Source organism: Limosilactobacillus sp., from assembly GCF_040772465.1.
In the GTDB taxonomy this organism is placed as follows: Bacteria; Bacillota; Bacilli; order Lactobacillales; family Lactobacillaceae; genus Limosilactobacillus.
The window spans coordinates 75345-89385 of record NZ_JAXGYB010000006.1; the positions used below are offsets into that span (position 1 = coordinate 75345).

The window sequence follows — 14041 nt, forward strand, 5'->3', positions numbered from 1 at the left end:
TGGAAGAGGATAGGTGATTGCAGTGAAGTATTCACAAATAAAAATTCAACAATTACGGCAAGAATGGAAGAAGGGCGATGATTTAAGGGATGCAGGATTAGACAAACATCCCATGAATGTTCATCGTTTAGATAATCTGAGTTATGGATCTCATGGCAAATATAATTTATTAGATCTCTATCTCCCAAATAAGTTAAAGGGGCCTTTGCCAGTAATTATTAATATTCATGGTGGTGGTTATTTTTATGCCACTAAGGAAACTTATCAATTTTATGGGTTAATGATGGCTCAAAAAGGGTTTGCTTTTGTTAATTTTAATTATCAATTAGCACCTGATGTTCAGTACCCAAGTGAAATTAACGAGGTCAATCAGGTATTTCAGTGGGTAGCAATGCATGGTAAAGAATATAATCTGGACCTTAATAACGTTTTTGTTGTTGGAGATAGTGCCGGTGGTCAAATGGCTGAGCAATATCTCGTTGCTTATTCCAACCCGGTTTATAGAGGGATGATGAGATTCTCTAAGCCTAATCTGACTATTCGTGCGGGTTTACTTAATTGTGGCTGTTATTTTTTGCCTCAATTATTGGCACAGCCTAGCTTGATTGATATTTATTTTTCACCTGTTGCAAAGAAAAGATACCAACAACAGTTAAGAGTTGAGGATTATGTTACAGAAGATTTTTTGCCGGTTTTTATAATGACCGCAAATAATGATTTTCTTCGTGATGTAGGTATTCATTTTGATAAGCTTTTAAATGCTCGTCGCATTGAACATGAGTTTAAAATATATGGATCTCCTGATCATTCTCGTAACCATGTTTTTCATTTTAATTTAAAGAATGATCCGATTGCTAAGCAATGTAATGATGACGAGATAGCATTTTTATTACGTCATATCAATAAATAATTTGTTCGATATTTATAGAAAGGATTGCCAATAATTATGGTTAAAATTGATTTATCTTTTGTTGAAAATCTTACTCTTAAAGAACGAGCTGCCCTTGTTTCAGGAAAAGATTTTTGGTTCACTGCAAAGGCTCCACAAGTTGATCGGATGATGGTATCAGATGGACCTTCTGGATTGAGAAAACAAAATATTGATGATCCAAGTATCAAAGATGTTAATAACTCGGTTGAAGCGGTTTGTTTTCCATCATCAGCTCTAACAGCTAGCTCATTTGATGATCAAATGCTGTATCAGCTTGGCCATCACTTAGGTGTTGCAGCTAATGCTGAACACCTAGGAGTATTATTGGGACCAGGTGTCAACATTAAGAGAAGTCCACTTGCTGGTCGTAATTTTGAATATTTCTCCGAAGATCCACTCTTAGCTGGAAGAATGGGAACTGCCTATGTAAAGGGAGTTCAAGATGAAGGGGTCGGAGTTTCAGTTAAACACTTTGCAGCTAATAATCGAGAAAGCCAACGTTTTACTTCTTCATCTAACATAAATGAGCGTGCCCTTCGTGAGATTTATTTGTCGCAGTTTGAACGAATTGTTAAATTAGCACATCCGGCAACGATTATGTGTTCTTATAATCGCCTTAATGGCACCTTAAATTCACAAAATCAGCGTTTATTGACGGATATTCTTCGTAATGAGTGGGGATTTGAGGGATTAGTAATGTCTGACTGGGGTGCCGTAGAAAACCATGTAGCAGCGCTAAAAGCTGGATTAGACCTAGAAATGCCTGGTAAAGGTCAAGAATCTGTTGATGAAATTGTTGCTGCAGTTAAGAATGGACAATTGCAAGAGTCAACACTGAATAGATCCGTTTTAAGGGTTCTTCAAGTAGTTGAAAAATGGGGTAAAAAAGTTACTAAAGCAAATGATTATGATAAAGACAAACAACATGAATTTGCCCGCCAACTTGCTGATGATAGTATTGTGCTACTAAAAAATTCTGATAATCAGCTGCCACTAAAAGATGACCAGTCATTAGCTGTAATTGGGGAATTAGCACAAAAGCCACGCTTTGAAGGTGGAGGCTCTTCTCACGTTAATGCTCACCATGTAGTTACACCATTAGATGCAGCACCTAATAATGCTCACTTTGCTTTAGGATATCGGTTAACAGATGATTCAGAAGATAATCAATTGGAAGAACAAGCTCTTAAACTAGCCCAAAATAACGATCGAGTTGTCTTTTTTGCTGGCTTTCCAGAAAATATGGAAACAGAAGGGATTGACAAGGAAACAATTTCATTGCCTTCAAACCAAAATACCTTGTTAGAGAAGGTAATTAAAGTAAATCCTAATGTTACGGTGGTTCTTCAAAATGGCTCTGTTCTTGAAATGCCATGGGCAGATAAAGTTCCTGCCATTGTTGAAACTTATTTAGCCGGGGAAGCAGTTGGTGAAGCTACTTGGGACATCTTAACCGGGCTAGTAAATCCATCTGGTAAATTATCAGAAAGTTTTCCATTGCGTTTAGAAGATAATCCAACTTATGGAACTTTTGGTAAGGATCCAGAGAACGAAGATTATCATGAAGGAATTTTTGTTGGTTATCGCTACTATGACCTACATAAAATTCCTGTTCGTTTCCCATTTGGCCACGGCTTAAGCTATACGCAATTTGGATATAGCGATTTGACAGTAGTCGAAAATAATGATGACGTGAAGATTAGTTTTAAATTAACCAATGAAGGTAAAAGGTCTGGCAAGGAGGTCGCGCAACTTTATGTATCTAATCACGTTAGTCGAGTAGAAATGCCTGCTAAAGAACTTCGTGATTTTGCTAAGGTAGAATTAGATCCTGGTGAAACTAAGACTGTTACCATGGTGTTACCTAGAAGAGCATTTGCTTACTATGATGTTAATAAACAGCAATGGAAAGCTGATAATGGCGATTATGAGATTATGGTAGGCAGTTCTTCACGTGATATTCGTTTAACTGCTAAGTTCGAGTTGACAATTGGGACTAGTCCGTTAGGACCCATTACTGATGAAAGTTATGTTGGCGATGTTTGGAATAATAATGATTCTAAGGTCCAAAATGCACTTCACGACTCAGGACTATATGATGTTTTAGAACCAATGATGGCTGATAAACAATGGGTTGCAATTTCCTCCAATGTTCCTTTAAGATCATTAGCTCTTGCTGGTATATCAAAAAAAGTGCATGATAAATTTTTTAAGTTGTTAGAACAGTAATAGGCTAAGATGCAGACTTACTCATGATAGATCCAGCTATTTTTTAGTTGCTTTAAAAGACGCATTCGTGCTAGTCTATTATGGTATGGAGGTGGTTGCGTGACTAAGAAAAAGGTCGCTCTCGAATGCTCCAAATGCGGAGCCCGCAACTACACGACGACAGTCAATCCTAACCGTGAGAAGCGGTTGGAGTTGCGTAAATATTGTAAGCACTGCGGTGAGTACACTATTCATCGTGAAACGCGGTGAGCGGGGGTAGTTTGATGAAGTTTATCAAGAGTGTTTTTCATGAAATGCATCTGGTCATTTGGCCTACAGCAAAAGAAAACCGGCGTGATACCAGTATCGTCATTACGCTGACACTGTTCTTTGTGGTTTTCTTTGCTATCGCTGATTGGCTGATCCACTCATTGATGCTGTGGTTTGTTAAGTAAGACTGGTAGTTGCTGGTCAATTTTGTTATAATCTTTATGGCTGAAAACTTCGTGCAAAGCGAGGTTTTTTATTTTAGGAAAATTCAGGTTGAACGAGGAGAATAAACGTGGAAACAAATGAAAAACGCTGGTATGTGCTGCACACGTATTCCGGCTACGAAAACCGTGTTAAGAGCAACCTTGAATCACGTGTTCAATCGATGAACATGCAGGACTACATCTTCCGGGTAGTTGTACCAGAAGACACGGTGCGGACTGTCAAGGACGGGGATGCCAAGGAAACCGTTGAGAAGACCTTCCCTGGCTACGTGCTAGTAGAAATGATCATGACTGACCGGGCTTGGTACATTGCACGTAACACGCCTGGTGTTACTGGCTTCTTAGGCTCACATGGTGGTGGCTCTAAGCCAACCCCATTGCTGCCTGAAGAAGTGGACCGCATCCTCAAACGGATGGGCGATGATGTTCCGCAAACCGACATCAACGTCAACGTGGGCGATGAAGTGAAGATTATTGCGGGGGCCTTTGCCGACTTAAATGGGAAGGTCACTGCTGTCGATCACGAAAAGATGAAGTTAAAGGTTGATATCGAAATGTTCGGCCGTCAAACTTCAACAGAACTGGGCTTTGACCAGGTTGATACCGTTGAAAATTAATTGATCATCTTATGTTGATTTAGGCGTTTGGTGCTTGCCATCAGACGCTTTTTATGTTAACTTATCCTAGTATGCGTTTGTCATACTGTGGGAGGGGCAAATTTCAATACCCCATCATTACCACAACACGGACTAAGGAGGTTTTGTCTCGTGGCAAAGAAAGTAGCGAACGTTGTCAAGTTACAAATCCCTGCCGGTGCTGCTACACCAGCTCCACCAGTAGGTCCTGCATTAGGTCAAGCAGGTATTAACATTATGGGCTTTACGAAGGAATTCAACGCCCGGACCGCTGATCAAAAGGGTATGCTGATCCCAGTTGTTATCACGGTTTACGAGGATCGTTCATTCACCTTCGTTACTAAGACTCCGCCTGCTTCAGTATTGCTGAAGAAAGCCGCTGGTGTTGAACATGGTTCCGGTGAACCTAACACTAAGAAGGTTGCTAAGGTAACCAAAGATCAGGTTAAGCAAATCGCCGAAACTAAGATGCAAGATCTAAACGCTGCGGACGTTGAAGCCGCAATGCGCATGATTGAAGGTACTGCTCGTAGCATGGGCTTCGAAGTCGAAGGCTAAGCTCGGTCAGACCGGGTGACGGGTTAAAGTTCGTCACCTCACGTGGGAGGTAAACTCCGTTAGACCACATTTGCAAGGAGGAAACAACAGATGGCTAAAAAACGCGGTAAGAAATACCAAGAAGCGCTGAAAAAGGTTGACAGCAAGAAAGAATACGCTGTTAACGACGCGGTTCAATTAGTTAAAGATATTGATTTTGCTAACTTCGACTCCAGTGTTGAAGTAGCATTTAACCTGAACGTGGACACTAAGCAAGCTGACCAACAGCTGCGTGGTGCCGTTGTTCTGCCAAATGGTACTGGTAAGGACGTCACGGTAATCGTCTTCGCTAAGGGTGAAAAGGCAAAGCAGGCTCAGGACGCCGGTGCTGACTTTGTTGGTGACGCCGACCTGGCTAAGAAGATCCAAGACGGTTGGATGGACTTTGACGTCGCAATCGCAACGCCAGACATGATGCCGACTGTTGGTCGCTTGGGTCGTATCCTTGGACCTAAGGGCTTAATGCCTAACCCGAAGACTGGTACGGTGACGATGGATGTTGCCCAGGCCGTTTCTGACGCCAAGGCTGGTCAGGTTACCTACCGGACTGACCGTGACGGCAACGTTGCTGTTCCATTCGGTAAGGTTTCATTTGACACTGACAAGCTGGTTCAAAACCTTCAAACTATTGAAGGCATCGTTGCTAAGGCTCGTCCAGCTTCAGTTCGTGGTACTTACATCAAGCACGCTTCAATTGCCTCAACATTTGGCCCAAGCGTAACGCTTGATTTGAGTAGTTTCTAAACTCGATCACGATTATAAGGCAGTGGCTGCTTTGCAACCACTGCTTTTTTTATAGGAGAAATCAATATGGAAGACTTACGGGGGAGAATCACACGAGCAGCGAAGGAAATGCGCGGCAGTAACCAGCGGATTGCCATTTACATGCGAGATCATTATGATGATCTGGCTATGAAGCCCATTAACCAGTTGGCTCAAGCCGCAGGAGTATCGCAGTCGACGGTTTTTCGCTTTGCCCAGGCAATGGGCTATTCGGGTTATCCGGACATGAAGGTGCAACTATCCATGCAGTTACAGCGGGAAGAGAAACCAACTAAAAAGTTGGAGATTGAGCCAGGAGAAAGTTCTACCGCTATCAACCATAAGTTGGCTGGACGCTACAAGATCGTCGTCGACGAGACTAGCCGGATGCTCGATGACAAATTGGTTGCCAAAACTGTCAAAGCTTTTGCTGAGACTAAGCAAATTATTATTTATGGTGCAGGTGCATCATCAATTGCTGCCGATGCGTTAGCACTTAAGCTGACCCGGATCGGACGGCAAGCTGTTGCTGTCCGCGATTTGCATATGGCAATGATGCGGGTGGTTACCGCGGATCCAGACACTGTCTTTGTTGTGATTTCTAACTGGGGGCAAACTCGCTCAGTCTTAGATTTGCTGCAGGAACTGAAAAAACGTGAGATGACACGCATTGTGCTCACTGCGCGTGCCAAATCCAAAGCGGCTCGCTTATCTAGTTGGACCTTGCTGACCCAAGATGTGGGTGAGGCTCATTCACGAGCTGCTGCGACGACGTCACTGGTCAGTCAAATGTACACGATTGACCTTTTGATGTTTGATTATGTAGCTCAGTATTATGATGAAGTGACGCCGATTATCGGTCAAACAGCCGCTGCGGTGAAACGCTTCCAAAGAAGAAAATAATAATTCCACCGATCCCCACATATTAAAGGTTTTCCACCATTTCTAGGGGTTGACAATTAGCCCCGAGACAGGTACATTTAAACCAATGAACCTTTAACGTTGGTCCCGTGAGGCTAGCAAGGGGATTTCGGTGAAAATAGGTGGGATGGGCCCACCCTGTAAACACCTCGCTCCTTCACGGGTTAGCGGGGTGTTTTTTTGTGGCTTGGATGAATCCTAAGGAGGAAATATCATGGATGACCGTCACTATGCTGCCTTTAAAAACTTTGTGAGTGTTGAAAATCTGCAGCCTGATGAAGTGCAAGCTTTGATCGATCGGGCAGAGTACTTCAAGCGCGGCGGGGCTGTACCAAAGCTGACCAGCCCAGTTTACGTTGCCAACCTTTTCTTTGAAAATTCCACACGAACCCATAACAGTTTTGGCATGGCAGAACGGAAATTAGGGTTAACTGAATTGCCAGTAGACACAGCTCATAGTTCAATGAGCAAGGGTGAAACGCTGTATGACACCCTGCTGATGCTCAATGCTATCGGTGTTAACTTAGCGGTAATGCGCCATTCGGATAATGCTTATTATGAGCCACTGATCCACACCAAGCCTTACCAGCACCTCGACATGGGAATTGTCAATGCCGGTGACGGTTCTGGTCAGCACCCATCACAATGCTTGTTGGACATGATGACTGTTCACGAACACTTTGGTCATTTCAAGGGTTTGAAAGTGGCAATTGTCGGTGACATCAACTACTCCCGGGTTGCTAAGAGCAACATGGAGATGTTTAACAAGCTGGGCGCCGAAGTTTACTTCTCTGGTCCTGAGTACTGGTACGACCACAAGTTTGATAAGTATGGCAAGTTCTTGCCAATTGATGAACTGGTTGACAAGGTTGACGTCCTCAACTTGCTCCGGGTTCAACACGAACGCCACGCTGGTGACCCCAACGAAGCCGGCTTCAGTGAAGAATCTTACTTCAAGAAGTATGGGATCAATCACGACCGTTATAACCGGATGAAGGACAATGCTGTGATTATCCACCCAGGTCCGATCAACCACAACGTTGAACTGGCTGGTGATTTGGTGGAATCACCAAAGTCACTCTATGTTACCCAGGTTGTTAATGGTGTCTTCATGCGGATGGCGATGCTCGAAAGTGTTCTGCGCGGTCGTCACTTAGGAGGACTGGAATAATGGCAGAGAAAGCAGAAACCATTCTGATCCATGGCGGAACGGTTGACATCAACGACCGCTTGGTCAAATGTGATGTTTTAATTAAGAATGGGCGGATCGCTGCTTTGGGACACGATCTGGCTGATCCATCAACGGTTGATTGCGACTTTGATGCGACTAATTTACTGGTGACACCAGGGCTGATTGATGTCCACGTGCACTACCGCGAACCCGGTCAGACATATAAGGAAACCATCCATACTGGAACTTTAGCTGCTGCCCATGGTGGTTTTACGACTGTCGGTGCGATGGCCAATGTTGACCCAACGCCAGATAATCCAGAACAGATGCAAAAACAATTAGCACTGAATGCCAAGGAAGGCGTTGTTCACATCAAACAGTATTCGCCTGTTTCGGTTGGCCGCGCTGGTCAGGAGACCGTTGACTTTAAGCAGCAGCTGGCTGCTGGAGCTTTCGCTTTTTCTGATGATGGCAGTGGGATCCAGCACGCTGATGTGATGTACCATGCTCTACAACAGGCAAAGGCTAATAACACAGTGGTGGCAGCCCACGTTGAAGAAAATTCGCTCTTGTTCGGCGGTGTCATCAATGCCGGTAAAAAGGCGGAAGAGCTCGGTGTACCGGGGAAGATTAACGCCAGCGAAAGTGCCCAGCTGGCCCGAGACTTAATGCTCTGCGAAGCGACGGGTGGTCACTACCACATGTGCCACGTTTCAACGCGGCAAAGTGTGGAATTGATTCGCCAGGCCAAGGCCCATGGGTTGAACGTCACGGCTGAAGCAGCACCACACCACTTGCTGTTAGCCGATAAAGACATTGTCGGCTGCGACTCTTACTACAAGATGAACCCACCGTTGAGAAATGAAAAAGACCGGCAGGCCTTGATCGAAGGTCTGTTAGACGGCACGATTGACATGATTGCCACCGATCATGCACCCCACGCCGCTAAGGAAAAACCACATGATGACTTAATCCATGCGGCTAACGGGATTACCGGCAGTGAAACTTGCTTTAACAAGTTGTATACGGAATTTGTTGAAAAAGGCGTCTTTACTTTGACCCAGTTGCTGCACTGGTTAACGGTGGCACCGGCTGAAGCCTTTCATATCCAACATGCTGGTTTCTTAATGCCTGGTGAACCAGCGGATGTAGCGGTCTTTGACCTGCACACTCCGCGGAAACTAGAAGAGGCAGATTACCGATCAAAGGGTAAGAATACGCCATTTACTGGCGATACTGTTGACTGCACAACGATGTTGACCCTTGTGGATGGCAAGGTTGTTTACCAGAGGAGGTAGACTTGATGAAGCGATACTTAATCTTGGAAGACGGGACGGTCTTTGCCGGCGAAGCTTTTGGTGCTGACAAAGAGACTAATGGTGAAGTCGTCTTTTCAACGGGGATGACTGGTTACCAGGAAGCCATTACCGACCAGTCCTATGCTAACCAGATCCTGGTCTTTACTAACCCCTTAATTGGTAACTACGGGGTTACTTTAGAAGACTATGAATCAATGCAGCCACATATTCGTGGCGTGATCTGCCGCGAAGTGGCTCACCACCCGTGCAACTGGCGGATGCAAGACACACTGCCCAACTTCCTGAAGCAAAATGATATTCCCGGCTTGAAGGGTATCGATACCCGTCAACTGGTTCGTAAACTGCGCACACACGGAACTTTACGTGGCCGTCTGGCAGATAGTCCTGATGATGCAGAAAGCATTGCTGCTAAGTTGCGTCAAAAGAACCTAACGAAGAATATCATTTCCGAAGTTTCAACGAAGACGCCATTCCCTAATCCAGGGACTAAACGTAACATCGTGTTGATCGACTTTGGCTTTAAGAACAGTATTCTGCGTGAGCTCGCTCGGCGCGATTGCAACGTCATCGTGATGCCTTATGACACGACGGCAGAGCAGGTCCTCAACCTCAAACCAGATGGGGTGCTTTTGAGTAATGGCCCTGGTGACCCGAAGGACATGGCTGCCGCCTTCCCAATGGTGCGCGAAGTTGAGAAGCACTTGCCACTGTTTGGGATTTGCATGGGACACCAAGTCTTCGCCTTAGCTAACGGTGCCGATACTTACAAGATGAAGTTTGGCCACCGTGGCTTCAACCACCCGGTTCGTGACATCGCAACGGGGCGGATCGACTTTACTTCACAAAACCACGGTTACGCGGTTGATCCGAAGTCGATTGATCCAAACAAGTTGATGGTCACCCGGGTTGAGATCAACGACGGCACGGTCGAAGGTTTGCAGCACCGTCAGTACCCAGCATTCTCGGTTCAATTCCACCCGGACGCTGCTCCTGGCCCGCACGATGCCGTTTCGATTTTTGATGACTTCATGTCGATTGTTGACCAACGCAGAAAGGAAGAGAGCAATGCCTAAGAGAACTGATATTCATAAGATCATGGTGATTGGGTCAGGCCCAATTATCATTGGCCAAGCGGCGGAGTTCGACTATTCCGGAACCCAAGCCTGCCTGGCTCTGCGTGAAGAAGGTTACGAGACGGTGCTGGTTAACTCCAACCCTGCAACCATCATGACCGACACGGAAATTGCTGATAAGGTCTACATCGAACCACTGACGACAGAAAGTGTTTCACGGATCATTCGGCAGGAATATCCGGACGCAATTTTGCCGACCCTGGGTGGTCAAATTGGTTTGAACCTGGCCGTTTCGCTTTCCAAGACCGGCATTCTGGATGAATTAGGCATTGAACTGCTCGGTACCAAGCTGGATTCAATTGACCAGGCTGAAGACCGGGAAAAGTTTAAGGAGCTGATGCTTAAATTAGGCGAACCAGTTCCGCCTTCGAAAACGGTCAACACGGTACAGGGTGCCGTAGACTTTGCCGAACAAATCGGTTACCCAGTCATTGTGCGGCCAGCCTTCACCATGGGTGGTACCGGTGGTGGGATGTGTAACAACCGCGAAGAGCTGGAACGCATTGCTGCCAATGGTCTGGACCTCTCACCGGAAACTCAGTGTCTGATTGAAAAATCTATTGCTGGTTACAAGGAAATCGAATTTGAAGTTATGCGGGACGCCAGTGATAACGCGATGATCGTTTGCTGCATGGAAAACTTCGATCCAGTTGGGATCCACACTGGTGACTCAATCGTCTTCAGTCCTTCCCAAACCTTGACCGACCGTGAATACCAGATGCTTCGTGACTGTGCCCTGAAGCTCATTCGGGCCCTGAAGATCGAAGGGGGATGCAACGTCCAACTGGCCCTCGATCCAAACAGCTACCACTACGACGTCATCGAAGTTAATCCTCGTGTTTCGCGGTCATCTGCCTTGGCCTCGAAGGCCACTGGTTACCCAATTGCCCGGATGGCTGCCAAAATTGCGGTTGGCCTGAACTTGGATGAAATTAAGAACCCGGTTACGGGAACGACTTACGCCGAATTCGAACCAGCACTTGACTACGTTGTCTGCAAGATTCCACGTTGGCCATTCGATAAATTCACCCGTGCTGATCGCCGCCTCGGCAGTCAAATGAAGGCAACCGGGGAAGTCATGGCGATCGGGCGGAGTGCCGAAGAAGCTCTTCAAAAGGCTGTCCGTTCCCTTGAAATCGACGAAAAGGATCTCTTCAGTCCGAAAGCTCATGCTGCTAGTGACGAAGCCCTGGAAGCTAAACTGGTTCACCCCCAGGATGACCGACTCTTCTACTTGGCCGAAGCATTCCGTCGCGGGTACACGCTAGATAACGTTCATGAACTGACGAAGATCACACCGTACTTCCTCGACATCGTTCAGCACCTGGTTAAGATGGAGGGGCAGTTGGAAAAGGCTCCCCAAGATGTGGACATGCTGAAGACTGCTAAGCGTTACGGCTTTTCTGACCCGACCATTGCTCGCTTGTGGAAGACTACCCCTGATAAAGTACGGGCCTTCCGGAAAGAAAAGGGTATCGTGCCGATTTACAAGACGGTCGACACCTGTGCTGCCGAATTTGACTCCAAGACGCCGTACATGTACAGCTCTTACGATGTAGAAAACGAAAGCAGCCAATTGTCAGATAAATCCGTCTTGGTTATCGGTTCTGGTCCTATTCGGATCGGCCAAGGGGTTGAATTCGACTACGCTACCGTTCACTCCGTTCGTGCCATTCAGCGGATGGGCTACAAGGCCATTGTCATCAACTCTAATCCGGAGACCGTTTCGACTGACTTTACAATTTCCGATAAACTGTACTTTGAATCACTGACATTGGAAGATGTTCTGAACGTTATTGATCAGGAACACCCACTAGGTGTCATCGTTCAATTCGGTGGTCAAACAGCCATTAACTTAGCTGCCGGTCTAAAGAAACACGGCGTCAAGATCCTCGGGACGACGGTTCATGACCTTAACCTGGCCGAAGACCGTGAAGAATTCGACGAGATTATCAAGCGCCTTGACTTGCGTCAACCAGTGGGTATAACTGCTACTACCCACCAGGGTGTTATCGATGCTGCCCACAAGATCGGCTTCCCAGTTCTGGTACGGCCGAGCTACGTTCTCGGCGGGAAGGCCATGGAAATTGTCTATAACGACGACGAACTGGAAGACTACCTCAAACAGAACACCAACATTGACGTTGATGGACACCCGATTCTGATCGACTCCTACTTGGACGGAACCGAATGTGAAGTCGATGCTATCTGTGATGGTGAGCGTGTTCTTTTACCAGGGATTATGGAACACATCGAACACGCCGGGGTTCACTCTGGTGACTCGATGGCCGTTTATCCTTCCCAGAACTTTGACGATAACATTAAACAACAGATCGTCGACGCGACTAAGAAGTTGGCGATCGCACTGCGGTGCATCGGGATTATGAACATCCAATTCATCGTCTCCAAGGGCCAGGTTTACATCCTCGAAGTTAACCCACGGGCTAGCCGAACGGTACCATTCCTGAGTAAGATTACGGGTATTGAGATGGCCCAAGTCGCCACCCGGGTTATCCTTGGTGAATCCTTGAAGGATCAAGGTTATCCAGATGGTTTGGCACCAGAACCAAAGCAGGTTTACGTCAAGGCACCTGTCTTCAGTTTCAACAAGTTGTCCGACGTGGACTCTTACCTGGGACCAGAAATGAAGTCCACCGGTGAAGTGATGGGCTCTGACAAGACCTTCCCGAAGGCTCTGATCAAGGCCTTCGCCGGTGCACGGATGCAAGTACCTGATAACGGAACGGTCTTGTTGACGATCGAAGATAATGACAAGGAAAAGATCCTGCCATTAGCTCAGCGCTTTGCCAACATCGGCTACCGGATCATGGCGACTGCCGGGACGGCGGCCTTCTTGAAGCAACACCATCTTCACGTTACGACCGTCACTAAGGTACACGAAGATGAAGGCCAAGCCGACAACATCCTGCAGACAATCAAGGACGGTAAGGTTGACCTCGTTATCAACACGATGGGCCATGACATTGCCCAGACGTCGGATGGCTTCATCATTCGGCAAATCGCTATTTCCCACAACGTGCCACTGTTAACGGCACTGGATACGGTTCGCGCTTTGCTGACTGCTCTGGAAAACCGTTCCTTCAGTACGCTGCCAGTTGATACTGGTCGTCACAGTTAAATAATAAAAAATCCCTAATGACCGATTGCAAAAGGCTAGCAGTTGTGTTATTCTATTGTAGTTGATTTAAATATGACTCTGCCTAAGACTCAGGTGGCGCAAGCCTCAATTTACCTGCCGAGGAAGAATAAAATTCCTTCTCTATGTCTGCGGTCATAGGGATTTTTTTAATCCTAATCTTCAATTTTACATTCAGGAGGTGAAATCGATGAGTGAAGCAGCTATTGCTAAAAAGGCCGAAATCGTTAAGCAAACCGCTGATGAATTGAACGCCGCTGAATCTGCAATCGTCGTTGACTACCGTGGCCTGACGGTTGAAGAAGTTACTGACCTGCGTAAGCAGCTTCGTGACGCTGACGTTTCAATGAAGGTTATTAAGAACAAGATTCTGGACCGGGCTGTTGAAGGTACGGACTACGAAGATCTGAAGAGCACTTTCGTTGGTCCTACTGCTGTGGCTTTCTCAAACGAAGACCCAATTGCCCCAGCTAAGATCCTGAAGAAGTTGTCTGACGAACACGACCAACTCTCCATCAAGGGTGGTTTCATTGAAAAGAGTGTTAAGACTCTGGACGAAATCAATGAATTCGCTACGATGCCGAGTCGTGAAGAACTGCTGTCAACCTTGGTATCTTGCCTGCAGGACCCTGTTCGCAAGGTTGCACGTGCCGTCAAGGCAGTTGCCGACAAGGGCGACGACGAAGCCGCATAAGGCTATTCTTCATCTTACC

The 14041-nt window shown here is 46.3% G+C and carries 13 protein-coding genes and 1 other annotated feature; all 13 genes read left to right on the forward strand.

Features of this window, described 5'->3' with window-relative positions; translation table 11 throughout:
- Positions 1 to 13 precede the first annotated feature (13 nt).
- The 13 genes from AB3114_RS06910 (at position 14) to rplJ (ending at position 14022) form a co-directional block, all read left to right on the forward strand.
- Entirely contained in the window at positions 14 to 910 is an 897-nt protein-coding gene (locus AB3114_RS06910) for an alpha/beta hydrolase (RefSeq protein WP_367342520.1), read from the forward strand.
- A 36-nt stretch (positions 911 to 946) separates the two neighbouring features.
- Positions 947 to 3160 carry a glycoside hydrolase family 3 C-terminal domain-containing protein gene (locus tag AB3114_RS06915; protein ID WP_367342521.1) on the forward strand — a complete coding sequence of 738 codons (2214 nt, stop codon included), beginning with the start codon at positions 947 to 949 and terminating at the stop codon, positions 3158 to 3160.
- A 99-nt stretch (positions 3161 to 3259) separates the two neighbouring features.
- Positions 3260 to 3409, forward strand: a complete 150-nt coding sequence (gene rpmG / locus AB3114_RS06920; RefSeq protein WP_367342522.1) for a 50S ribosomal protein L33 — start codon at positions 3260 to 3262, stop codon at positions 3407 to 3409.
- Between the two features lie 14 nt (positions 3410 to 3423).
- Positions 3424 to 3594 carry a preprotein translocase subunit SecE gene (gene secE, locus AB3114_RS06925; RefSeq protein WP_367342523.1) on the forward strand — a complete coding sequence of 57 codons (171 nt, stop codon included), beginning with the start codon at positions 3424 to 3426 and terminating at the stop codon, positions 3592 to 3594.
- Positions 3595 to 3701: 107 nt separating this feature from the next.
- Positions 3702 to 4250, forward strand: a complete 549-nt coding sequence (gene nusG / locus AB3114_RS06930) for a transcription termination/antitermination protein NusG (RefSeq protein WP_367342524.1) — start codon at positions 3702 to 3704, stop codon at positions 4248 to 4250.
- 150 nt (positions 4251 to 4400) lie between these two features.
- Complete coding sequence (rplK, locus tag AB3114_RS06935; RefSeq protein WP_367342525.1) at positions 4401 to 4826, forward strand: 50S ribosomal protein L11; 426 nt, start codon at positions 4401 to 4403, stop codon at positions 4824 to 4826.
- A 90-nt stretch (positions 4827 to 4916) separates the two neighbouring features.
- Positions 4917 to 5609, forward strand: a complete 693-nt coding sequence (rplA, locus tag AB3114_RS06940) for a 50S ribosomal protein L1 (RefSeq protein WP_367342526.1) — start codon at positions 4917 to 4919, stop codon at positions 5607 to 5609.
- Between the two features lie 66 nt (positions 5610 to 5675).
- A complete protein-coding gene (locus tag AB3114_RS06945) occupies positions 5676 to 6530 on the forward strand; it encodes a MurR/RpiR family transcriptional regulator (RefSeq protein ID WP_367342527.1) in 855 nt (284 codons plus the stop codon).
- Positions 6531 to 6762: 232 nt separating this feature from the next.
- A complete protein-coding gene (locus tag AB3114_RS06950) occupies positions 6763 to 7719 on the forward strand; it encodes an aspartate carbamoyltransferase catalytic subunit (protein ID WP_367342528.1) in 957 nt (318 codons plus the stop codon).
- Positions 7719 to 9017: a dihydroorotase gene (locus AB3114_RS06955; protein WP_367342529.1), complete on the forward strand. Its 1299-nt coding sequence runs from the start codon at positions 7719 to 7721 to the stop codon at positions 9015 to 9017. Before AB3114_RS06950 ends, AB3114_RS06955 begins: the two co-directional genes overlap by 1 nt.
- 5 nt (positions 9018 to 9022) lie before the next feature.
- Positions 9023 to 10111, forward strand: a complete 1089-nt coding sequence (locus AB3114_RS06960; protein WP_367342530.1) for a carbamoyl phosphate synthase small subunit — start codon at positions 9023 to 9025, stop codon at positions 10109 to 10111.
- Entirely contained in the window at positions 10104 to 13310 is a 3207-nt protein-coding gene (carB, locus tag AB3114_RS06965; protein ID WP_367342531.1) for a carbamoyl-phosphate synthase large subunit, read from the forward strand. Before AB3114_RS06960 ends, carB begins: the two co-directional genes overlap by 8 nt.
- 63 nt (positions 13311 to 13373) lie before the next feature.
- Positions 13374 to 13487, forward strand: a sequence feature (ribosomal protein L10 leader region).
- 31 nt (positions 13488 to 13518) lie between these two features.
- The gene (gene rplJ, locus AB3114_RS06970) at positions 13519 to 14022 is read left to right on the forward strand and encodes a 50S ribosomal protein L10 (RefSeq protein ID WP_367342532.1); all 504 of its coding nucleotides are present in this window, start codon (positions 13519 to 13521) and stop codon (positions 14020 to 14022) included.
- The last annotated feature ends 19 nt before the right edge of the window (positions 14023 to 14041 follow it).